Origin of the sequence: Gordonia westfalica, from assembly GCF_900105725.1 — a bacterium.
In the GTDB taxonomy this organism is placed as follows: domain Bacteria; phylum Actinomycetota; class Actinomycetes; order Mycobacteriales; family Mycobacteriaceae; genus Gordonia; species Gordonia westfalica.
The window spans coordinates 513,164-534,356 of record NZ_FNLM01000036.1 but is presented as its reverse complement, the minus strand read 5'-3'; the positions used below and the strand labels follow the sequence as shown (position 1 = coordinate 534,356).

Below are 21,193 nucleotides of genomic sequence, written 5' to 3'. Positions count from 1 at the left end.
GGGCGGGCTACTTACCCCGGCGCGGATTCGCCTTGGACCGCTCGTGCACGAGCCGCAGGCCGTCGAGGGTGAGGTGCGGGTGGTGGTCGGTGAGTGATCGGCATTCGTCGAACATCAGCGGAGCGAGGTAACCGGTCGCGACCACGGTGACGTCGTCGCCGTCGAAGCCAGGCACGGTGTCGCAGACGCGGTCGACGAGGGCGTCGACCTGGCCGGCGAAGCCGTAGAGGATGCCCGACTGCAGGGCTTCGACCGTGTTCTTGCCGAGCACGCTGCGCGGCGGCATCAACTCGACCTTGCGCACGGTCACGGTGTGCTCCGAGAGCGCCTCGACGGCCAGGTTCACGCCGGGGGCGATGGCGCCGCCGAGGAATTCGCCCTTCGCCGACACCGCATCGACGACGGTCGCGGTCCCGAAGGCCACCACGATGCAGGGACCACCGTATTCGTGATGTGCGGCAAGGCAGTTGGAGACGCGGTCGGTGCCGACCTCCTTGGGGTTGTCGACCAGCAGCGGCACCCCGGTCCGCACGCCGGGTTCGAGCAGGACGTGCGGGCCGTCGCCGAAGTAGCGGGGCAACATGACCCGCAGCTCGCGCAGCAACGACGGCACCGTCGACAGGGCACTGACTCCGGTGACCTGCTCGATGTCCGAGCCGAGCATGCCGCGGAAGACCCAGGCGAGTTCGTCGGCGGTGTAATGCGGGTCGGTGTGGATCCGCCAATCACGCACCAGCCGTGCGTGATCCCCCACCCCGGCGTAGGCGCCGAGGTGGATGTTGGTGTTGCCGACGTCGACGGTGAGCAGCATCGATGGCTCCGTGTCGTTCGCCGGCGTCAGACCGTCGCGTCGGCGAAGACCGGGCCGTCGAGCTGCCGCGGGTCGAGCAGGCCCGAGCCCTCGGGTGCGTGGGCCGGGTCGTCGCCGGATTCGAGGATGCGGTTGTGGTCGTCGACGAAGACGACGTTCGGCGAATACTCCTTGAGCTCGGCCTCGTTCAGCATGCCGTAGGCGATGATGATGACGAGGTCGCCGGGGTGAACGAGATGGGCTGCGGCGCCGTTGATCCCGATGACACCGCTACCGCGCTCACCGGCGATCGCGTAGGTCACGAGCCGGGAGCCGTTGTCGATGTCGACGATGGTGACCTGTTCACCCTCGAGCAGCCCCGCGGCGTCGAGCAGATCCTGGTCGATCGTCACCGAGCCGACATAGTGCAGATCGGCCTGGGTCACGGTGGCGCGGTGGATCTTCGAGGTCATCATGGTGCGCAGCATGGTCATCGTCCCTCTGTCGTGGTGGTGCCGGCGTTGTTCCAGGCGATTTCTTCTTCGAGTGCGGCGAGACCGCCGACGTTCACACCGACGTTGTCGATGAGGCGGGCGGGGCCGAGGCGCGCGGCGACGAGCAGCCGGGCGGCTCCCTTCTCCGGCGCCTCCTCCAGCTGACGTCCGCGAAGAGCCAGGTATTCGACGTCGATCTCGGGGACGGTGTCGAGCACCGACCGTGCCGCCGCGACGATCGCGTCCCGGCCGCCCGCGGCGGAATGGGCGCCGGCGACCAGCGCGGCCGACAGCGTCGTGGCCAGCTCACGCTGCTCGGGGCTCAGATAGCGGTTGCGCGACGACATCGCCAGCCCGTCGGATTCGCGGACGGTCGGTACGCCGACGATCTCGACGTCGAGATCGAGGTCGGTGACCATCTGCTTGATCAGCACGAGCTGCTGATAGTCCTTCTCACCGAAGTAGGCGGAATTGGGTCCGACGATGTTGAGCAGCTTCAGGACGACGGTCAGCATCCCGGCGAAGTGCGTCGGGCGGGAGATGCCGTCGAGGATCGCGCCGGCCTCGCCGGGGTGCACGGTCGTCCGCTGTCCGTTGGGGTACATCGACGCCGCGTTGGGCGCGAAGACCAGCTCGACGCCGAGCGGCTCGAGCAAGGCGAGGTCGGCGTCGAGGGTGCGCGGGTAGGCATCGAGATCCTCGTTCGCCCCGAACTGCAGCGGATTGACGAAGATCGACACCACGACGATCGTGTTGCCCTTGGCCTTCGCGGCCCGGACCAGTTGCAGGTGTCCGGCGTGCAGGGCTCCCATGGTCGGGACCAGGACCACCCGCTTGCCCGCAGCGCGCAGCGTCCGGGTCACCCGGGACAGGGTCGCCGGTTCGCGGTGCACGGTCATCTGACCGGCCTTGTAGGTCGGCGTCTCGTCGGGCTGGACACTCACGGCATCTCCTTTGATCGGCGGTGTCGGATGGGTGGTCCGGGCCTCGCTCATCGCTCCTCCAGGAGGTCGAGGAGGTCGGCGGGCGCGTCGGTGCGCTCGGCGGCGCGTCGAGCCATCGTGCGGTAGGCCTCGGCGATCCCGTGGTCGCCCGCCCCGCCGGGGAGGGCGCGGAGCGCGACGAGATGCTTCCGAACGGCCTCGGCGTCGCCCCGGGCCACCGGACCGGTGAGCGCCGACGGTCCGAGATCGAGGACATTGCTCAACGACGCGGTGACGAGCGGGGTGAGGATTCGTTCGGCGAGCCGGGCGCCGCTCCCGTCGACGGTCGCGACATCGCGTCCAGAATGGTCGATGGCGGCATTCAGCGACGCCACGGCGTCGGAGATCAGCGCGATCAGGTGATTCGCGCCGTGTGCAAGGGCCGCGTGGTAGAGCATGCGGTCGGCTTCGGCGATCCGGACCGGTTCGCCGCCCATCTCCAGGACGAGCGATGACGCGATGGCCTCGCCGACGGGGTCGGCGGCGGTGATGGCGAAGCATGCGTTGGTCAGGCGGGCGGTGTCCTCGGCGGTGCCGACGAAGGTCATCGCGGGATGCAGGGCCAGCCCGAGAGCCCCGCGCGCGGTCACCGGGGTGAGGATGTCGACTCCCTGGGCGCCGGCGGTGTGCGCGACGATCGTGCCGGGACGCAGCGAACCCGACTCCGCGATCTCGTCGATCACCGCGGTCAGCTCGGCGTCGGGCACGCTGACCAGCAGCAACTCCGATCGGGCGACGACGGCGTCGAGTTCGAGGATCTCGGAATCGGGGAGGCGCTGCGCGACCCGCTCCCGCGACTGCGCGGACCGGGCGACGACCGCGCCGACGACGTGGCCGGCCTTCTCCAGGGCCTCGCCCAGCGCGGTCCCGACGCGTCCGGCGGAAACGATGCCGACGGTGAGGCGGGCGGGCGCGGGCAGGTTCGAGGTTCCGGGGAACGGATCGGGGTGGACCGGGTACGGACGATCACCGAAGGCCGAGTCGGCGTGGCTGCCGACAGCATCGTCGCCACCGGTCTGCCGCGCGAACGGCACGCCGGGATCACCGGTCGGTGAGGTCACCGCTGTCCTCCATGGTTCGTTCCAGTCCCGTCGTCGCCGGACTCCGCGTGGAAGAACGAGCTCTCCACAACGGCGTCGGCACGGGTACCAGACGTTGCAGAGCCAGGGTAGGACTCTCACCGCGGTCGGAGCCAACCTTGTGACAGGTGTCACCCGCCACCGCCGACCGCCGCCGGTGGTGAGCGGACCGCAGTCCGGTCCGCTGCGCGACCGACGACAGCTGTGACCTGGCCCGAACCGGCGTACGCTGATGCCGTCCGAGGCATCTCGTCACTCCACGCCAGACCTCAGGGGGTCCGCAGATGAGCCTGGAAGCGGGTACACGATTCGCCGGTTACACGATCGTGCGCAAGATCGGTGCCGGTGGCATGGGAGAGGTCTATCTCGCGCAACACCCCCGGCTCCCCGCCTCGACGTCATCAAGGTGCTCGCCGAGCATGTGTCCAACGACCCGACCTTCCGTGCGCGCTTCACCCGCGAAGCCGACCTGGCCGCCCAGCTCGACCACCCGTGCATCGTCAGCGTCTACGACCGCGGCGACGTCGACGGCCGGCTGTGGATCTCGATGCAGTACGTGGCGGGGACCGACGCGGCGGCTCTCGTCAAGTCGTCCCCCGGCGGCCTCCCCCTCGATGACGTTGCGGCGGTAAGCGATTCGATCGGCGCCGCCCTCGACCATGCGCATCGACACGGCCTCCTGCACCGCGACGTGAAACCCGCCAACATCCTCATCAGCGCCGCCGAATCCGGAACCGGGGAACCCGAGGAACGTCGGATTCGACTCGCCGACTTCGGGATCGCACGCCAGACCGACGGCGGCAGCACGTCGCTGACGTCGGCCAACCTGGTCCTCGGATCGTTCCCCTATTCATCACCCGAGCAACTGTCGGCGGAGACCCTCGACGCGCGCAGCGACGTCTACTCGCTGGCCTGCTCGATCTTCGAGTTGCTCACCGGCACAGTCCCGTTCACCGGACGGACACCGATGATGCTGATCCATCATCACCTCGCGACTCCGCCGCCGGACGTCTCCTCCCTTCGGCCGGGCCTCCCGCCGGCGGTGTCCGAGGCGGTGCGCCACGGGCTCGCGAAGAACCCCGCGGACCGGCCGCCCTCGGCGGGCGCATTCGCCGCGGAGTTCCGGCACGCGGTCGACACCACCGGTTTCTTCCCCGCACCGGGCGCACACCCCCGCGCAGGGAGCCGGACGCGCACGGGATCGAACACCCCGAGCCGGCCGCACACCCAGACGATGCGCGCCCGCGGCGCCACGCCCCCGACCGAGGTCGCGGCGTTGCGCACCACGGCGGTACCGACCACACCCCCGGCAACATCGGACACCGGACACCCATCGCCGCCCTCCTCACCCGGTCACGGGTTCCACACGGCGACGGCGTACTCGGAACTCCCGGGGCAGACGGTCCCCGGGCCCGCACTCGAGTCGACGATGATCCGGGCCTCCGGCGACCTCCACGTGATCGACCCGCCCCCGACCGGGGCCGAGGCGGAGCGCCTCACGACGGCGTCGCTGGCCTGCGGGATCGCCGCGGTACCGCTGAGCGTCGTCGGCGGCCTCGGCCTGCCCATGGGCATCGCGGGCTGGTACCTGGCCGGCCGCGGGCGCGCCTCGTCGGCCGCGCGACTGGCCCGGACCCTGTGCGTCCTCGGGATGCTGTTGAGCTTCGGTCTCCTCGGCTTCACCGTCGGCCGGGCGATCGCCCTGCAGTTCTGACGTACCCGCCGACGCCCCTCGCGGTCACCGCTCGTCGAGCGTGTAGGGCGACTGCCCGGGTTTCCCCTGGCCTGCGAGCGCACCGATCACCGCATCGAAGATCCACAGCGTCACCACGCCGGCGATGATGTCGACGGCATCGTCGAACGGCGACCGGAAACGCGGTGAGAACGGATCGAGGACCTTGGCGGCGGGCACGCCCAGCAGATCACCGGCGCCGTCGACGATGCCGTCGACCGGATTCACTGCCCACCCCTCGTAGGCATTGATGGCGAGCAGCGCAATCACCGGAACCGCGAGCACCCACCACAATTGTCGTCGGCGTGCGATCGACCAGGCGACGATCAGCATCACCACCCAGACCGGCATGTGGTCGGAACAGAGATTGAGAATCCCGTACTCACCCGACCGCACCAGAACCGGGATCTGACCGCCCCAGAATCCCAGTGCTCCGATCGCTCCGAGGGGAACCGCGATCGCCGCGCGGACCACACTTCGGGACCAGAACGCGAGCACGAGGACCATGTAGACCGGCATCAGCGCGGTGAGCGCCCAGATCAGGATCAGGCTCATCGCCGGCCCGTTGGCGAGGTAGTCGGCGTAGTACTCGGGGAACGGGGTCTCGTTGAGCGGGTCGAAGGTGAACAGCCACAACACCATCGGCCACCAGGCGAGCAGCGGCAGGAAGAGCGCGGCACTGACCATCGTCCGTTTGATCGAAGTGCCCCGGTCGGTGTAGCGGACCGGCGCATAGGGAGTGCCGGTCCGGCCGACCAGACCGGGCTCACCACCCGCCAGAGCTCCGCTCATGCGGGAAGTGTAGGGCGATCGTCCAACTTCTACTCAGCGAATCAGGAGCTTACGTCACAGAACTGATCCGACCGGATGACGAAACTGATACGAATTCGAAGAATCGTCTGCGCCGGGCCAGGACATCACCGATGCAAAAACGACCCGAGGCGTTATCCGTGCCGCTTTGGGCACATAACCCGTGGTCGTTTCCGGCACCTTTGAGTCAGGTGGCCGAAAACGATCCGGAAGTCATTGACCCACTGGTGAGAAAGGCGATACCCCCGAATACGGGAATCACACCTGTCCGGCGAGAGGCCGCGTCAGCTCTCGCGCCGGCGACGGCCGCCGCCGGCCGAGCCGGTCTGCTGGCGCAACTGGCTGAGCAACTCCGAAACCGGGAGGCCTGCCGAGTGGGCCGACTCGGAGTCGTCGTCGGAGGCGCGTCGGCGACGACCTCCTCCGTAGGTGGAGGCCGGGCGCCCGACACTCCCCTCGTGACGTCCTGCACCGGAGAACGCAGGAGCGTCGACGTCGGAGGTCGCGGATGTTTCCTCCACCGGGGTCGGGGTCGCGTCGGCGGATTCGGGCTCGGCACTCGCACCGGTCGCCCACTCGTCGGTCGGCGTCTCGTCGGTGTAGACGGATGCGTCGTCGCCGGTCTGCACATCGTCGACGACCTCCGCGTCGGACACTTCCTCGGCGACGCCGGCGGCGTGCTCGTCGACCTCTTCGACCGGAACCTCGGTCGCGATGCGACCGGAGATCGGGTCGTCGGTGACCACGGGGATGACCTCGGTCATCTCGTTCGGGTCGACCGAGTCGATGTGGCGGCCGTCGTCCGAGGTCGGTGCGGTGGCCGCGAAGTCGCGTGCGGCGAGCAGGCCGTCGTCGTCGTAGGTCGAGCTGTACGGCGGGACGCCGCCGAACTCGCCGCCGAAGGGTGACCCCGGCTTGGTGCCGGACAATCCGGAGGCCAGCTCGCGCATCTTCTCGCTCGACAGCGCCGCACGCTGATCCGGGAGCGGTTCCCCGAGAAGCATTTCGAGGCTCGACCGGAGTGCGAGCACCTGGGCCTTGAGCTCGGAGAGCTCCTCGTTGGACTCGGCGGTGACCTCCTTGCGGATGGTCGTCTCGACGTCGAGTTCGTACTGACGGCGCGCCGCGATCTCACGCTCGAGCTGCAATTCGTACACCAGTCGGAGGTCCCGGCTCTTCGCCTCCGCGCTCTCGGCCTGGCGCCGGAACTTGGTGACGAGGATCGCGCCGATGACCGCCGCCCACAGGGCCGCGATCACCGCCAGCGAACCGAGAATCGACAAGCGGTCGGTGAAGACCATCAGTACGCTGGCCGCGAGGGCGAGCACGATCAGCAGACCGAGCAGCCACTGCGCCGCCGACCGACTGGAACGTCGCGAGTCGGCAGAACGGCCGTTCGAGGTCGTCATGATCGTGAACTTACCCGCTGTGAGTACATTCAGAGGCCAACCGGGCGCGGAGTTTCTCAGATCGCCGACGTGTTATGTCTCGCATATTCGACCCGCTCTTCGATATCGGCTCGATCCTGCCGGCGGGTGTCTTTTCCACGGTCACCGGTGCGCGAATGTCACGAATCGCCGACGGGGGGCGGATCGTCGGGCGCCCGGCAGCAGTACTCGAGCCACATGGCCGCACCCACCAGCACCACGCCTCCGATCAGACCCACGATCGCACCGGGCCGGTCCTGGTCGGCGGCCGCCACGTGCTGCTGGCTGAGAAGGAAGACGAGCAGACCGGTCCAGACCCCGACGGCGATCGCGCCGAGGATGGCAGAAGCCTTGGCGAGGGCGAGCACTCGTGCCGCGGTCAGCGGATGAAGCTGTCCGCGAGCACGACCCACGTCGCGGGACTCGACCCTCGACCGCACGACGAAGGCGATGACGACCTCGAGCGCGGCGAGTACGTAGAGCACGATCCCGGCCAGGAGAGGCATCGGCGGGAATTCGTTGTAGTTGTACCGCACCAGGATCCACGCGGCGATCGCGGTGACCACGGCGATGACGAGGAGGTCGCGGATGCGGGTGGGACCGAGGCCGGTCTCCTCGTCGTCCTGTCCCGGGCGGCGCGGGTCGGGCCGGGTCATGACGCCCCACCCCCGGCCGGGCCACCCGTCAACCGCGCGACGGCACGCACCGCGTCCCGTTCGGCGGGGTCGAGCGCATCGATGAGCTCGCGCACCGGACGCTCGCCCTCGGGCGTCCACAACGTGGCATCCGGTTCGATCTCCAGCCACGGGATGAGCACGAACGCACGGTCCACGGCCCGTGGATGGGGAAGCGTCAGAACCGGATCGTCGTCGACGACGACGCGTCCGGCCTCGGCCACCGAGATCACATCGACGTCGAGTGTTCTTGGGCCCCAGCGGACTTCGCGGGTACGGTCGGCGGCCTGCTCCAGACCTGCACCCCGGTCGAGCCACTCCCGGGCGCTCAGCGGCCCCTCGACGACCAGCGTGACGTTGAGGAAGTCGTCCTGTTCGACCCCGCCCCAGGGCGGTGTCGCGTACACCGCGGACACCGCGACGAGTTCGTCGGCGAAGCCCTCGACCACCGATCGCAGATGACCGAGCGAGTCACCGACATTGGAGCCCGCCGAGAGAACCGCGCGACTCATCGCATGCCCTTCCTGGAGCGGCGGGTCACCACCGCGACGTCGTCGAAGGTCAGCGGGATCGGCGCCGACGGCTTGTGCACGGTGACCTCGCATGCGGAGATGCGTTCGTCGGCCATGATCGTCTCCGCGACCTCCGCCCCGACCGTCTCGATGAGGTTGCGCGGCTCGCCCCCGACGATCGAGGCGACCTGCTGCGCGAGTGCACCGTAGTCGACGGTCTCGGCGAGGTCGTCGGAGTCGGCGGCGGCACGCAGATCGAGCCACAGGATGACGTCGATGAAGAAGTCCTGGCCGTCGGCGCGTTCGTGGTCGAAGACCCCGTGATTGCCCCGGACCTTCAGTCCGCGTAGTTCGATCCGGTCAGCCATGCGACCCTCCTGCTCCGAACGTTGTCCGTGAACCGCCCGCACGCCAGGCCTCGGCGACGGTCACGGCGTCGTAGCTGCTCGCGACATCGTGGACGCGCACACCCCAGGCTCCCGCCGCCGCGGTCAGCGCCGAGATCGACGCGGTCGCGGCGTCGCGGCCCGCCGGCGGACGGTCGATGCCGTCGTGACCGAGCAGCGTGCCGAGGAACCGCTTGCGGGAAGCACCGACGAGGACGGGGAAGCCCAGGCCGATGAAGGTCGGCAGCGCATGCAGCAGAGCCCAGTTGTGTTCGGCGGTCTTGGCGAAGCCGAGTCCGGGATCGAGGATGAGTCGGTCCGGATCTACACCCGCCGAGACCGCGGCGTCGACCTGCGCCAGCAACTCGCCGCTCACCTCGGCGACCACGTCGCGGTAGCCGCCGACGTCGCCGGTGCGATGGGTGAACCGGCGGTCCGAGCTCTCCCCCGCGGGCCGCCAGTGCATCAGGATCCACGGCAGACCGGCGTCGGCGACCACACGCGCCATGTCGGCGTCGGCGCGTCCGCCCGAGACGTCGTTGATGATCGCGGCACCGGCGTCGATCGCGGCGGACGCCACGTCGGCCCGCATGGTGTCGACCGACACCACGACGCCGCGCGAGGCGAGGGCAGCGATGACCGGGGCGACACGCTCCGCCTCGAGCCCGGGATCGACGCGTACCGCTCCCGGCCGTGTCGATTCACCGCCGACGTCGATGAGGTCGGCACCCTGCTCCACCAGTTGGAGCCCGTGCGCGATCGCGGCGTCGGTGTCGAGGTATCGGCCGCCGTCGGAGAAGGAGTCGGCGGTGACGTTCAGGACACCCATCACCAGCGTCCGGTGGTTCCCACCACCGACCGGGATCGCGCGTGCCTGGGTCATCTGGTGAACGGCCGGACTCACCGGGTGATCAGGTCGAGGGCTTCGCCGCGGGACACCGCACTGGTCTTGAAGATTCCGCGGACGGCCGAGGTGGTGGTGGTCGCTCCCGGCTTCCGGATGCCGCGCATCGCCATGCACAGGTGCTCGGCCTCGATCACGACGATGACGCCGCGGGGTTCGAGCTTGCGCATGACGGCGTCGGCGACCTGGCTCGTCAGCCGCTCCTGCACCTGCGGCCGCTTGGCGTACAGGTCGACCAGTCGCGCGAGCTTCGACAGACCCGTGACCCGGCCCGACGTGCCCGGGATGTAGCCGACGTGCGCGACGCCGTGGAAGGACACCAGGTGATGCTCGCAGGTGGAGTACATCGGGATGTCCTTCACCAGCACCAGCTCGTCGTGGTCCTCGTCGAAGGTGGTCGCGAGAACCTCGTCGGGATCGGTGTACAGACCCGCGAACATCTCGCGATAGGCGTTCGCCACTCGCGTCGGCGTGCGGACGAGACCTTCACGGTCGGGGTCCTCGCCGACGGCCAGCAGCAGCTCCCGAACCGCGGCCTCGGCGCGCGCCTGATCGAACTCCGATCGGTGCCCATTCACCACGGCGTCGCGCCCCTCGCTGATCGTCATTCGTCAAACCTTACGAGCTTCGTCCGTTCTCGCCGTCACCGGCACTGTCCGATCCGGGATTCCCGTTGTCGCCGGGCCGTCCCCAGCCGTTGGTCCCGTTGGTGGCGGGACGATCGGTGGAGGACTGCTCCGGCGGCCACCCCGGTGCCGACCAGTCGCGCGGCGCACCGTAATCCGGCCGCGAGCCACCGGTGTACGGACCACCGGGCGGCGGCGCGGACTGACCCGGGTTCGGGTACTGGGGGTTCGGGTACCGAGGAGCCTGGTCCTGAGGTCCCGGGTACTGGGGGTTCGGATACTGGGGGTTGGGGTACTGGGGATCCGGATTCCCCGGCGCCGGCGGAACCGGTCCTCCCGAAGCACCCGGCTCCGGGTAGATCGGCGGGTAGTTCGGCACGTGACCCGGTACCTGCGCACCACCCGGGTACCCGGCACCGACGGGCTCGGCGACCTTCGCCTCCTCCGGCGGGGGCCACGGCTCGCCGCGCTCGATAGCGAGCTCGCCCGGCGTCTTCACCGGCGGCTTGTCGCTCGGGGTCCGGTCACCGAATTCGTTGAACGCGGTGATCCGCGGGCGCTTGACGACCTCGGAGAAGATCTTCTCCAGATCCTTGCGGGTGAGCGTCTCCTTCTCGAGCAGCTCGGTGGCGAGCACGTCGAGGGTGTCGCGGTACTCGGTGAGGATCGCCCACGCCTCGGTGTGCGCCGCCTCGATGAGGCGACGGACCTCGTCGTCGATCTCGCTGGCGATCTCGGCGGAGTAGGCCGACTGCGCACCCATCGAACGGCCCAGGAACGGGTCACCCTGATCCTGGCCGTATCGCACGGCGCCGAGCTTGGCGCTCATGCCGTATTCGGTGACCATCGCACGGGCGATCTTGGTGGCCTGGTCGATGTCCGACGACGCGCCGGTGGTCGGCTCGTGGAACACCAGTTCCTCGGCGGCCCGGCCGCCCATCGCCATCACCAGACGTGCGATCATCTCCGACCGCGTCATCAGGTCCTTGTCCTGCTCGGGAACGGCGAGGGCGTGGCCGCCGGTGCGTCCGCGCGCGAGGATCGTGACCTTGTAGATCGGGTCCAGATCGGGCATGGCCCAGGCAGCCAGGGTGTGGCCGCCCTCGTGGTACGCCACGACCTTGCGCTCGTGCTCGCTGATGATCCGGCCCTTGCGACGCGGACCGCCGATCACCCGGTCGACCGCTTCCTCGAGCGCCTCGGCGGTGATCGTCTGCTTGTTCTCACGCGCGGTGAGCAGTGCGGCCTCGTTGACGACGTTGGCCAGGTCGGCGCCGGACATGCCCGGCGTGCGCTTGGCGAGACCGTCGAGATCGGCGGTGGAGTCGATCGGCTTGCCCTTGGCGTGCACCTTGAGGATCGCGCGCCGGCCGGCCATGTCGGGGTTGCCGACCGGGATCTGGCGGTCGAAGCGACCGGGGCGCAACAGTGCCGGGTCGAGGATGTCGGGGCGGTTGGTGGCCGCGATCAGGATGACACCCGAACGGTCACCGAAACCGTCCATCTCGACGAGGAGCTGGTTGAGTGTCTGCTCGCGCTCGTCGTGACCACCGCCGAGACCGGCACCACGCTGGCGGCCGACGGCGTCGATCTCGTCGACGAAGATGATGCACGGGCTGTTGTTCTTGGCCTGTTCGAACAGGTCGCGGACACGAGACGCACCGACACCGACGAACATCTCGACGAAGTCCGAGCCGGAGATCGTGAAGAACGGCACCCCCGCCTCGCCCGCAACGGCGCGGGCCAGCAGCGTCTTGCCGGTTCCGGGCGGACCGAACAGCAGTACGCCCCTGGGGATCTTCGCGCCCAGCGCCTGGTAGCGCGCCGGGTTCTGGAGGAAGTCCTTGATCTCGTAGAGCTCCTCGACGGCCTCGTCGGCGCCGGCGACATCGGCGAAGGTCGTCTTCGGCATGTCCTTGGACAGCTGCTTGGCCTTCGATTTGCCGAATCCCATGACGCCGCCGCGGCCACCGCCCTGCATGCGACTCATCACGAAGAAGAACAGGCCGAACAGCAGGATCATCGGCAGCACGAAGATGAGGATCTGCCAGAGCACCGACTGCTCGTTGACATTCGTCGTGTACTTCGTGCCGGTGTTCTGGACCGCGTCGAAGATCTGCTCACCGGCCTGCGCGGGGTACTTGGTGCTGATCTTGTCCGCGTCGGCGTCGTTCACCTTGATCGGGGTGTTGAGCTCGATGCGCAGCTGCTGCTCGCGGTCGTCGATGCTGATGAACTTGGTGTTCTTCTTGTTCAGCTGCTCCAGCGCGACGGAGGTGTCGACGCCCCGGTACTCGCGGTCGGAGTTGCTCATCACGCTCCAGCCCCACAGGGCGAGCAGGACGAGCGCCAGGATGGCGAGGTTGCGGAAGACTGTCTTACGGTTCATGCCAGTTGGTGGGGGTTCGACCGGCGTGCGGGATCGAGTCCCGGCGCCCACTCCGTTCCCATGTCCTTCCCATCGACGTACACATTGAGGCTACCGGTCAACGATCACGCTGGTGAAACCGTTCCCGACGCAGATCTGCCGCCACGACGCGCAGGCCACGGCGGGTGGAGCACCCGGCGGGGTCAGCTGCTGTAGACCGCGGGCTTGAGGCGCCCGATGTACGGCAGGTCCCGGTAACGCTCGGAGTAGTCGAGTCCGTAGCCGACGACGAACTCGTTCGGGATGTCGAAGCCGACCTCGGCGACACGCACCGGCGACCGCACGGCCTCGGGTTTGCGGAGCAGCGTGCACACCTCGAGGCTGCGCGGCGAGCGTGTGGCGAGGTTCTTCATCAGCCACGACAGCGTGAGGCCGGAATCGATGATGTCCTCGACGATCAGCACGTCGCGGCCCTCGATGTCGCGGTCGAGGTCCTTGAGGATCCGCACGACACCCGACGACGACGTCGACGACCCGTAGCTCGACACCGCCATGAACTCCAGCTGGGAGGGGATCGGCAGGGCCCGGGCGAAGTCGGTCATGAACATGACCGCTCCCTTGAGCACACCGATCAGGACCAGATCGTCCTCGATGTCGGTGTACCGGGAGGCGACGGAGTGGGCGAGTTCGACGGTGCGCTGCCGGATCTGTTCCTCGGTGATCAGAACAGCATCGATGTCAGCGGCATAGGGGTCTGCGGACTGCACCTTCACAGCTTGTCATGTTTCGCGGGTCACATGGCCGACGGGTGGGATCCATGGCCGGAAATTACCCACGGGTACGCGTCGGCCGACGGGGCAAAACCGTTCGCGAAGATAACAGTGAGATAACGAAGTTTAACATTGGTCACTCGCGAAACATTTTCAAACAATTGTTTTGTCGGGTTTGTGAACGTTAGACCACCCGCCAGCAACGTGGGCAGCAGGGGTTTTTCGACCTGTGAATATGATCGATCCCAGTTCCCCTATTCCCCCCTCGGGGAACTCCCCTCGATGGAAAGAATTCCTTCATGTCAACTGAACGACAGGACGGGGCCTTGTCGCGCATACGCACGCGCACATTGGTCGCCGTTGTCATTTCCCTTGCCACGGTTGCGATCACAGCCCTCGCCGGGACCGCGCAGGCCGCCCCCAAGCAATTCGGGCCGTCGACCTACGACGCATCCTGGAATGCGACGTCGCTGACCCTCACGCTGCACAATGCCTCGGCAAGCACCGATAACGGGAAGCTGACCATTCGCGATCGAGCCGGCGCGGAGCTCTTCCGTATGCCTCTTGCATATCGCAATGAGTACCGGCAGTTCCCGATCGACGCTCGCCAGGCCGGCAACAAAATAACGCTCATTCCTTCTCGTAACATTGCGCGATCGGTGCAGGTCAATCCGACCGAGGTCGAGAACGTCCGCGGCATCGCACGGCATCAGGTGGCGGCCCCGCAGACCCGCCAGGAGCGGGACGACCAGGCACTCGTCCGTTTCCAGCAGCAGCTCAGTGCGGGAACGACCGTCTCTTCGCTGGTCGGCACGATCATCGGCGCGATCGTCGGCGGGATGATCGGCTGCATCTTCGGGATCACGGCCGCCGTCGTGGGTTGTCTCGTCGGAGTCGCCCCGGCGGCCGCGGTCGGCGGTCTCGTCGGTCTCGTCCTCGGCGGCGGCGGCACTCTGATCGGAACGGCGATCCAGTACTTCAACACGATCAACTCGCCGTTCACGCCACCCAGGAAGTAAGTCCGACCATTCACACGACGGTCCGTCTCACCTCTCGGTGAGGCGGACCGTCAGTGTCTCAGCGCTTCGTTCCACGACGGTCCGCACGTCCGGATCGCCGCCGATCGCCACCTGCGCGCGCACCGTTCCGGAGTCCACGACGAGCCGATCGACCGCGGCGATCACCCGATGCGTCGGTTCGGTGGCCCCGACGTCGAGCAACCAGCGTCGGATGACCCTGGTACGCACGGCCCTCGGCAGGTCGTGCAGCGGCGCGATCTCCAGGCCGTCGGGAGTGCCGGCCCTCTCCCACACCGCCTCCGCCCAGCCATCGAGCGCATCGTTGTCGTCCTGCAGGCCGTCCGCGGTGCGTCCCAGCGCATCCACGACACCGCCCCGGAGGACGTCGTCGAGCAGCGGGATCACCTCGGCACGCAATCGAACCCGGGTGAACCGGGGGTCGCGGTTGTGCGGGTCGTGGTGCACGGCCAGTCCGAGTTCGGTACACACCGCGAGCGTCTGCATCCGGCGCACCCGCAGCAGCGGCCGCCCCCACGGGGCCTTCCACGCACGCATACCGGCGATCGAACGCGACCCTGAACCGCGTGCGAGTCCGAGCAACACCGTCTCGGCCTGGTCGTCGGCGGTGTGCGCGAGAAGAACCGGGCGACCGTCCCGCGCGGCGTCGAGCGCCGCGTACCGCGCGTCCCGGGCAGCGGCTTCGAGTCCCCCGCGGGTCCCGACGCCGACCTCGAGCACGCGTGCGTCGGCGCCGAGTTCGCGTGCGATGGAGGCGGCTCGGGCGGCGACGTGGGCGGAACCCTCCTGCAGTCCGTGGTCGACGACCAGCGCGGTGACGTCGAGTCCCGCGCGGACCGCCGTCGCCGTCAGGGCGAGCGAGTCGGCACCGCCGGAGAGCCCGACGCAGACGGATGCGCGCGGACCGGCGAGAGAGGTGGCCGCGTAATCCGCGACCACCTGCGTCACAGCACGCGTCGTATCCATGCCTGCGGGGTGTCGATCTCGTCCGGGAGCGGCATCGTCTCGGGCGAGGTCCACACGGTGTTGAACCGCTCCATGCCGACGGTCTCCACCACCTCGTCGACGAAGGCCTTGCCGCGGATGTACTGCGCCATCTTGGCGTCCATGCCGATCAACGCGCGGATGATGCGCTGCACCGGGTTCCGCGGCGCCTTGCGGCGCTTGTCGAACGCGGTGCGGATGCGGGCGACGGACGGAACGTGCGCCGGACCGACGGCGTCCATCACGTGGTCGGCGTGGCCCTCGAGCAGCGTGCCCAGAACCATCATCCGCCGGAAGGCCTCGAACTGCTCGGGGCTCTGCAGCAGCTGCATGGCGCCGATGATGCCCTTCTCGCGGGGTTCGGAACCCTTGAGCGCCCTGGTCATCCGCGTGACGATCTCGGTGGTCGACTCGCCCGTCTCGGACGTGAGCACGGCGACGTTGTCCTGCATGTAGTCACGCAGCCACGGATTGGCCGAGAACTGCACCCGGTGGGTGACCTCGTGCAGGCACACCCAGAGGCGGAAGTCCGACGGCACGACCTTGAGCTGGCGTTCGACGTTGATGATGTTGGGCGTCACGACCATCAGCACACCGGGTTCACCGGTCTCCGGGTCCGGGGTGAAGGGGTCGTACTGGCCGAGGATGGCCGTGGAGAGGAAGGCCAGGAGACCGCCGGCCTGGACGCCGCCGAACTTGGCGGCCAGCCCCGACGAGCCCGCCTCCACGCCGCCGGCGTCGGACCCGAGCATCGAGCGCATCGAGTCGGATGCCGCGTCGATCCAGCCCGGCCGATCGAGGATGCGGGTATTCGGGACGCGGAGTCCGTCGGCGAGACCCGTGACCTCGCGAACCGGCGCCTCCGCACGCGTCGCCGCGTCGGCGAGCTCGGCCTGTGCGGTCTCGTAGGTGTAGGCCGTGGTCTTGGGACCGGGCCGGACGAGCCGTTTCGCGGTCGACGCGGCGAGCGGCCAGTCGATCTGCGACCCGATGCTCAGGTGATGGTCCTCACCCACCGGCTCGACCCCGGTCTCGCTGTCGATTCCAGACATGCTCATCGGCACCCGCACTCTCTGAGTTGGCCCACCACGGCGTCGAGGGCGGGTCTCGCGTCCGCCGGCGAGGTGCCGCCGGACATCAGGGCGAACGACAGCACGCGGCCGTCGATCGTTTGCACTATGCCCGTCAACGAACTGACCCCGGTGAGTGTTCCGGTCTTCGCGCGCACCCAGCCGGCACCGGGCGTGGTGGCGATCGGGAATCGGTCGGCGAGGGTACCGGTACCGGCGGCGATCGGCAGTCCGTCGAGCATCGGTCGCAGCGCCGGCCGCGACGGCCCGCTGGCCGCGGTCATCACCGCGTCGAGCAGTGCGGGCGTGGTGCGGTTGGCGTAGGAGATGCCCGACGCGTCGGCCAACGTCGTGCCCTTCCACTGTTCGGGGAACGTCGAGGACAGGACCTGCTCGATGGCGTCGACGCCGGCCGCCAGTGTCGCCGGCCCGCCGCGGTGCACGGACAGTTCGATCGACAGTGTCTCGGCGAGCACGTTGTCGCTGTGGCGGAGCATGTCGTTGACCCGTGTCACCAGCGGGGCGGACTCGACCTTCGCGATCACGCGGTCGCCGGCGGGGGCGGAGGCCTCGGTCACCGGCGCGTCGACGTCGAGGGCCGCGGCCAGTGCCTCACCGGCCATGATCCCGGGCGTCGCGGAACGCGGTGAGTACTCGTCGAGCGGTTCGAGCCGGGCTCCGTCGACCATCAGCGACTCGATCGGCGCGATGTCGCCGCCCTGGATGTCCCGGCGGTCCCACGTCCGGTCCATCGTCGGCCCCGAGAAGGCGCTGAGATCCACCGCGACCGAGGTGACCGGGATGCCGGCCTGTTTGATCTGCTCGGCGAGGTCGGCGATGCGGGCGGGCTCGCTGTAGAAGGTGTCCGCGCCGGCCGGCTGCGCCGACAGGGTGGGGTCGCCGGCACCCTTGAGGATGATCTGGCCGTCGGAGCCCGCGACGACAGTCGTGGTCAGTCGCGCATCGTGCGGCATGGCGTCCAGGACGGCGGCGGCCGAGAGAACCTTGTCGTTCGACGCGGGGATGCGCGGACGATCGGGATTGCGCGACCAGAGGACCTCGCCGGTCAGCGAGTCGGAGATCATTCCGCTCAGAACGCCGAGTGCCGGATCCCGCAGCTCAGGGGCGATCGCCCGCGAGATGCCGGCGCGTGTAGGGGCCGGGGCGGTCGCGACGACCGGGTCGATCTGCGGGTCGACGACGATCGCGGCGGGCTGCGGCGGAATCCCCGGCGGCAGCTCGGCCTCCTTGTCGAGGCGGAGTGCCACGGCCACCGCGGCGGTCGAGGCGAGCGCGAGGATCACGACCGCGGCGACGGTCCACCAGAGGAGTTTGCGACTACGGGGTCTGCCATCACGACCTGCGGGTCTGGTGGATGCGCCCACGAAGCCTCCGGATCTCTCGCACTGTCCTGACCGACACTGCACCGACCTGTACTGCACCGGCCGATATGTCGGATTCGAGCGACCTGGGATCCGATGCACCCACGAACAGCGGGGGTACGAAGTCCGAGGTCGTCGGACTAACAGTATCGTTGTTCCGACGCGCGGCCATCTGGGCCGTCCGGCGATCACACCCCGATCCGCAACTGCCAGGAGGAACAGTGGAATTCGATGTGACCATCGAGATCCCCAAAGGTGGCCGAAACAAGTACGAGGTCGACCACGAGACGGGGAAGGTCTACCTCGACCGCTACCTGTACACCTCGATGGGCTACCCGGCCGACTACGGCTACATCGACGGCACCCTCGGCGAGGACGGCGACCCGCTCGACGCGATGGTCCTGCTGCCCGAGTCGGTTTTCCCCGGCATCATCGTGCGTGCCCGCATCGTCGGCATGTACACGATGACCGACGAGGCGGGCGGCGACGACAAGCTGCTGTGCGTGCCCGCCGGTGACGTGCGCTGGGACCACATCAAGGACATCTCCGACGTGTCGGAGTACGAACTGGGTCCGATCTCGCACTTCTTCGAGCACTACAAAGACCTCGAGCCCGGCAAGGAGGTCCAGCCCGGCGGTTGGGTCGGCCGGGAGGAAGCCGAGAAGGTCGCCCAGGAGGCCATCGACCGTCTCGCGGCACACCCCGACGAGGCCAACGAGCCCTCGCGCGGCTGACGCCACCCGATCAGTCGCTCCCGGACCGCCGACGACACACGCTGTCGTCGGCGGTCTGTGCGTTTCGACCGCCTTTCGCCGGCCTGCGCATCGGCGAAACGTCGATAGGAGGATCGACTGTCGTGACCCCGCTGCCGCCACCGAACCCCGCAGGAACCCGTCCGCACTTCACTTCGATGCCTGACCTGGCATTACGGGATCTCGGCGGTGCCGTCGTCTGGACCAACGACGAACTCTTCGCCGAATCGCAGAACCTGATCAAGACGACGCCCGCGGAGTATCAGCCGGCGACATTCGGCCACAGAGGCCAGGTGTACGACGGCTGGGAGACCCGCCGACGACCAGCTCCGCTGCCTGAGGCGCGAGGAGCGCAAGCGACGAGCCTCGAAGGCCCGGTGAGACACCGTCGCCCACCCAACCACCGGTCGACGTCAACCCGACCCGCAGACTTCGATCGACGTCTGCCGGTCGAGTTGAGGTTCGGCAGTCGGGGCTCCGGCCACACTCCTCAGGGAGCGAACCTCTTCGACCCCCACGACGCCCAGTTCACCGGCCGCGGGCACTGATCCGAAAGAACGCAACGCACCCAGCTCCGCTGCCGGAGGTGCGAGCGAAGCGAGCCTCGAAGGCTCAGGCCACCCGGTGCCGCACGTCGGCGAAGACCGGGAGAACCTGCTCACGGATACGACGATCGGTGGCCGAACCGTCGATCGGGACCAGGATCACGGCGTCGGCGACCTCGGCGGCGTAGATGTCGCGCAGCAGCGTGATCAGACCGTGGGTGGTGCCGACGTAGCGGATGGTCTCCGAGTCCTCGGTGGAGGCGCCGGCCTGTTCCACGGCGGCGCGAGCCGACGCGGCGTGCGGCGCGATGGCCACCTCGATCTCGAGGGCGACCACAAAGTTCGCCTGATCGTGGGTACCGGCCCGCAGCAGCGAACGCGCACGCTGCGCATCCCGCAGCGTCTCGCGACGCACGACTATCGGGAAGGTCTGTGCCACAGCATCTCCCGCGACCGCGACCCGGAAGCCGGGGCGCCCGATGGTGACGGCGCCGCGAGTGGTGTCGAGTTGGATGGTCATGCCGGGTTCCCCTCGTCGAGTTCTGGTCGGGTGATGGTCGTGGTGTCGCAGAGCGAGGCGAGTGCGTCGAGCAGGCGGTCGACGTCGTCGGAGGTGGTGCCGGCGCCGAAGCTCGCGCGGACGGCACCCTCGGGGTGACCGAGCCGTTTGAGCAACGGGTGGGCGCAGAACTTGCCGTCGCGCACGCCGATTCCGTGTTCGTCGCTCAGGTATTCGGCGACGGCCCGCGGCGCTACTCCGTCGACGGTGAATCCGGCGATGCCGACGCGGTCGGCGGAGTCGGTGAAGATCTGCAGCGGTCGCACTCCGTCGATGCGTGCCAGCCCGGCGTCGAGCCGTTCGCAGAGCCGGAGTTCGTGAAGGCCGATGGCCTCGGGGCCGAGTTCGGCGAGCGCGGCGCACGCCTCGGCGATCGAGACGGCCCCGAGCACGTTGGGTGAGCCGGCCTCGTGGCGAGCGGCGCCGGTGTGCCAGGTGGCGCCGGCGGTGTGGTCGTCGTGGCGGACATCGACGTCGGCGGTCGCTCCGCCACCGGCGAGATACGGGTCGGCGGCGTCGAACCAGTCCGACCGTCCGATGAGCACCCCGGCACCGAACGGCGCGTACGCCTTGTGCCCGGAGAAGGCCAGGTAGTCGATGCCGTGGCTGACGATCGAGATGGGACGGTGCGCGACGAGCTGCGCGGCGTCGACCAGGATGCGCGCGCCGTGACGGTGGGCGATCGAGGCCAGCCGGCTGATCGGGAGGACCTCGCCGGTGACGTTCGACGCCGCGGTCACGGCCAGCAGCGACGCCGGCTTCGAGGCGAGTTCGGCCTCGATCGCGACGAGGGTGTCCTCGATGGTGTCGCGGGCGGTGACGACGCGCGCCCGATTGCGGCCGTTCTTCGGCGCGCACCACGGGAGCAGGTTGGCGTGGTGCTCGATGTCCAGGACCACGACGTCGCCGGGCGTGATGTGGGCGGCGAGGTTGATGGCGTCGGTGGTGTTGCGGGTGAAGACGACGGTGTCGTCGACCCGGCCGCGGACGAACCCGCGGACGGTCTCGCGGGCGGCTTCGTATCGGCGGGTGGTGACCTGCGACAGGTGCCCGGCGCCGCGGTGCACGCTGGCGTACTCACCGAGCGCACCGGCGACGTGCGCGGCGACCGACGCCAGCGCCGGCGCGCTCGCTGCGTAGTCGAGATTGGCGTAGGCGACGCTGCGTCCTGCGGCGACGGGGACCTGTGCCTCTGCGCCGACGACCGGCGCGAGGGCTGGGATGAACGGTGCCGGGGCGGCGTCGGACAGCACTGCATCGCGAGCCGGACGGGCGGGTTCGACGGGTGCCGAGAGCACAGCAGTCATGA

The 21,193-nt window shown here is 68.8% G+C and carries 20 protein-coding genes and 2 pseudogenes; 4 read left to right on the top strand and 18 right to left on the bottom strand.

All coding sequences use genetic code 11. The features are described 5' to 3' along the window. Nucleotides 1-7: 7 nt before the first annotated feature. The 4 genes from BLU62_RS28785 to BLU62_RS28770 form a co-directional block, all read right to left on the bottom strand. Nucleotides 8-811 carry a type III pantothenate kinase gene (locus BLU62_RS28785; RefSeq protein ID WP_074853916.1) on the bottom strand — a complete coding sequence of 268 codons (804 nt, stop codon included), beginning with the start codon at nucleotides 809-811 and terminating at the stop codon, nucleotides 8-10. A gap of 26 nt (nucleotides 812-837) precedes the next feature. Beyond that, nucleotides 838-1,278, bottom strand: coding sequence for an aspartate 1-decarboxylase (gene panD / locus BLU62_RS28780; protein ID WP_074853915.1), 441 nt, complete (start codon nucleotides 1,276-1,278; stop codon nucleotides 838-840). 2 nt (nucleotides 1,279-1,280) lie between these two features. After that, nucleotides 1,281-2,183: a pantoate--beta-alanine ligase gene (gene panC / locus BLU62_RS28775; RefSeq protein ID WP_425284632.1), complete on the bottom strand. Its 903-nt coding sequence runs from the start codon at nucleotides 2,181-2,183 to the stop codon at nucleotides 1,281-1,283. Between the two features lie 92 nt (nucleotides 2,184-2,275). Further along, nucleotides 2,276-3,328 (bottom strand): Rossmann-like and DUF2520 domain-containing protein, encoded by a 1,053-nt coding sequence (locus BLU62_RS28770; protein ID WP_074853914.1) that lies wholly within the window; start codon nucleotides 3,326-3,328, stop codon nucleotides 2,276-2,278. Nucleotides 3,329-3,630: 302 nt separating this feature from the next. Between BLU62_RS28770 and BLU62_RS28765 the strand changes: the two are divergent. Beyond that, nucleotides 3,631-5,060: pseudogene (locus tag BLU62_RS28765) on the top strand (serine/threonine-protein kinase). 24 nt (nucleotides 5,061-5,084) lie between these two features. Here the strand turns inward: BLU62_RS28765 and BLU62_RS28760 are convergent. From BLU62_RS28760 to hpt, 9 genes are all read right to left on the bottom strand, one after another. After that, complete coding sequence (locus BLU62_RS28760; RefSeq protein ID WP_074853913.1) at nucleotides 5,085-5,870, bottom strand: hypothetical protein; 786 nt, start codon at nucleotides 5,868-5,870, stop codon at nucleotides 5,085-5,087. 302 nt (nucleotides 5,871-6,172) lie between these two features. Beyond that, the gene (locus BLU62_RS28755) at nucleotides 6,173-7,297 is read right to left on the bottom strand and encodes a DUF6779 domain-containing protein (RefSeq protein ID WP_074853912.1); all 1,125 of its coding nucleotides are present in this window, start codon (nucleotides 7,295-7,297) and stop codon (nucleotides 6,173-6,175) included. A gap of 158 nt (nucleotides 7,298-7,455) precedes the next feature. After that, on the bottom strand, nucleotides 7,456-7,971 hold the full coding sequence (locus BLU62_RS28750) for a DUF3180 domain-containing protein (protein ID WP_074853911.1): 516 nt from the start codon (nucleotides 7,969-7,971) through the stop codon (nucleotides 7,456-7,458). Further along, nucleotides 7,968-8,501 (bottom strand): 2-amino-4-hydroxy-6-hydroxymethyldihydropteridine diphosphokinase, encoded by a 534-nt coding sequence (gene folK / locus BLU62_RS28745; RefSeq protein ID WP_074853910.1) that lies wholly within the window; start codon nucleotides 8,499-8,501, stop codon nucleotides 7,968-7,970. The genes BLU62_RS28750 and folK overlap by 4 nt, the downstream gene beginning before the upstream one ends. Continuing rightward, nucleotides 8,498-8,869: a dihydroneopterin aldolase gene (folB, locus tag BLU62_RS28740; protein WP_074853909.1), complete on the bottom strand. Its 372-nt coding sequence runs from the start codon at nucleotides 8,867-8,869 to the stop codon at nucleotides 8,498-8,500. Before folB ends, folK begins: the two co-directional genes overlap by 4 nt. Then, nucleotides 8,862-9,770, bottom strand: a complete 909-nt coding sequence (gene folP, locus BLU62_RS28735; protein WP_483099068.1) for a dihydropteroate synthase — start codon at nucleotides 9,768-9,770, stop codon at nucleotides 8,862-8,864. Before folP ends, folB begins: the two co-directional genes overlap by 8 nt. Before the next feature lie 17 nt (nucleotides 9,771-9,787). Further along, on the bottom strand, nucleotides 9,788-10,399 hold the full coding sequence (gene folE, locus BLU62_RS28730; RefSeq protein WP_074853908.1) for a GTP cyclohydrolase I FolE: 612 nt from the start codon (nucleotides 10,397-10,399) through the stop codon (nucleotides 9,788-9,790). 10 nt (nucleotides 10,400-10,409) lie between these two features. Then, nucleotides 10,410-12,806, bottom strand: coding sequence for an ATP-dependent zinc metalloprotease FtsH (gene ftsH / locus BLU62_RS28725; protein WP_074853907.1), 2,397 nt, complete (start codon nucleotides 12,804-12,806; stop codon nucleotides 10,410-10,412). A gap of 182 nt (nucleotides 12,807-12,988) precedes the next feature. Next, nucleotides 12,989-13,552 carry a hypoxanthine phosphoribosyltransferase gene (hpt, locus tag BLU62_RS28720; protein ID WP_074854308.1) on the bottom strand — a complete coding sequence of 188 codons (564 nt, stop codon included), beginning with the start codon at nucleotides 13,550-13,552 and terminating at the stop codon, nucleotides 12,989-12,991. A gap of 302 nt (nucleotides 13,553-13,854) precedes the next feature. Between hpt and BLU62_RS28715 the strand changes: the two genes are divergently transcribed. Further along, a complete protein-coding gene (locus tag BLU62_RS28715) occupies nucleotides 13,855-14,574 on the top strand; it encodes a DUF8020 domain-containing protein (RefSeq protein ID WP_074853906.1) in 720 nt (239 codons plus the stop codon). Between the two features lie 27 nt (nucleotides 14,575-14,601). On the opposite strand, the gene tilS is transcribed toward BLU62_RS28715, so the two are convergent. Genes tilS through dacB form a run of 3 tightly spaced genes read right to left on the bottom strand, consistent with a single transcriptional unit; the run spans nucleotide 14,602 to nucleotide 18,031 of the window. Then, nucleotides 14,602-15,540 carry a tRNA lysidine(34) synthetase TilS gene (gene tilS, locus BLU62_RS28710; RefSeq protein WP_208863710.1) on the bottom strand — a complete coding sequence of 313 codons (939 nt, stop codon included), beginning with the start codon at nucleotides 15,538-15,540 and terminating at the stop codon, nucleotides 14,602-14,604. After that, a complete protein-coding gene (locus BLU62_RS28705; protein ID WP_074854307.1) occupies nucleotides 15,537-16,634 on the bottom strand; it encodes a zinc-dependent metalloprotease in 1,098 nt (365 codons plus the stop codon). Before BLU62_RS28705 ends, tilS begins: the two co-directional genes overlap by 4 nt. Beyond that, nucleotides 16,631-18,031, bottom strand: coding sequence for a D-alanyl-D-alanine carboxypeptidase/D-alanyl-D-alanine endopeptidase (gene dacB, locus BLU62_RS28700; RefSeq protein ID WP_483099066.1), 1,401 nt, complete (start codon nucleotides 18,029-18,031; stop codon nucleotides 16,631-16,633). The genes BLU62_RS28705 and dacB overlap by 4 nt, the downstream gene beginning before the upstream one ends. A 218-nt stretch (nucleotides 18,032-18,249) precedes the next feature. On the opposite strand from dacB, the gene BLU62_RS28695 reads away from it, so the two are divergent. Further along, nucleotides 18,250-18,762: an inorganic diphosphatase gene (locus BLU62_RS28695; RefSeq protein WP_074853903.1), complete on the top strand. Its 513-nt coding sequence runs from the start codon at nucleotides 18,250-18,252 to the stop codon at nucleotides 18,760-18,762. A gap of 176 nt (nucleotides 18,763-18,938) precedes the next feature. Beyond that, nucleotides 18,939-19,121 (top strand): annotated as a pseudogene (locus tag BLU62_RS28690) (allantoicase); the annotation flags it as partial. 271 nt (nucleotides 19,122-19,392) lie between these two features. Here the strand turns inward: BLU62_RS28690 and BLU62_RS28685 are convergent. Further along, on the bottom strand, nucleotides 19,393-19,845 hold the full coding sequence (locus BLU62_RS28685) for a hypothetical protein (RefSeq protein ID WP_074853902.1): 453 nt from the start codon (nucleotides 19,843-19,845) through the stop codon (nucleotides 19,393-19,395). After that, a complete protein-coding gene (locus BLU62_RS28680) occupies nucleotides 19,842-21,191 on the bottom strand; it encodes an aminotransferase class V-fold PLP-dependent enzyme (protein WP_074853901.1) in 1,350 nt (449 codons plus the stop codon). The genes BLU62_RS28685 and BLU62_RS28680 overlap by 4 nt, the downstream gene beginning before the upstream one ends. Nucleotides 21,192-21,193: the final 2 nt, after the last annotated feature.

Bases quoted from the DNA above. Each gene is read 5' to 3' on its own strand.
- BLU62_RS28785 (WP_074853916.1), bottom strand. From the start codon at position 811: ATGCTGCTCACCGTCGACGTCGGCAACACCAACATCCACCTCGGCGCC.
- panD (WP_074853915.1), bottom strand. From the start codon at position 1,278: ATGCTGCGCACCATGATGACCTCGAAGATCCACCGCGCCACCGTGACC.
- panC (WP_425284632.1), bottom strand. From the start codon at position 2,183: ATGACCGTGCACCGCGAACCGGCGACCCTGTCCCGGGTGACCCGGACG.
- BLU62_RS28760 (WP_074853913.1), bottom strand. From the start codon at position 5,870: ATGAGCGGAGCTCTGGCGGGTGGTGAGCCCGGTCTGGTCGGCCGGACC.
- BLU62_RS28755 (WP_074853912.1), bottom strand. From the start codon at position 7,297: ATGACGACCTCGAACGGCCGTTCTGCCGACTCGCGACGTTCCAGTCGG.
- BLU62_RS28750 (WP_074853911.1), bottom strand. From the start codon at position 7,971: ATGACCCGGCCCGACCCGCGCCGCCCGGGACAGGACGACGAGGAGACC.
- folK (WP_074853910.1), bottom strand. From the start codon at position 8,501: ATGAGTCGCGCGGTTCTCTCGGCGGGCTCCAATGTCGGTGACTCGCTC.
- folB (WP_074853909.1), bottom strand. From the start codon at position 8,869: ATGGCTGACCGGATCGAACTACGCGGACTGAAGGTCCGGGGCAATCAC.
- folP (WP_483099068.1), bottom strand. From the start codon at position 9,770: ATGACCCAGGCACGCGCGATCCCGGTCGGTGGTGGGAACCACCGGACG.
- folE (WP_074853908.1), bottom strand. From the start codon at position 10,399: ATGACGATCAGCGAGGGGCGCGACGCCGTGGTGAATGGGCACCGATCG.
- ftsH (WP_074853907.1), bottom strand. From the start codon at position 12,806: ATGAACCGTAAGACAGTCTTCCGCAACCTCGCCATCCTGGCGCTCGTC.
- BLU62_RS28715 (WP_074853906.1), top strand. From the start codon at position 13,855: ATGTCAACTGAACGACAGGACGGGGCCTTGTCGCGCATACGCACGCGC.
- BLU62_RS28705 (WP_074854307.1), bottom strand. From the start codon at position 16,634: ATGAGCATGTCTGGAATCGACAGCGAGACCGGGGTCGAGCCGGTGGGT.
- BLU62_RS28685 (WP_074853902.1), bottom strand. From the start codon at position 19,845: ATGACCATCCAACTCGACACCACTCGCGGCGCCGTCACCATCGGGCGC.
- BLU62_RS28680 (WP_074853901.1), bottom strand. From the start codon at position 21,191: ATGACTGCTGTGCTCTCGGCACCCGTCGAACCCGCCCGTCCGGCTCGC.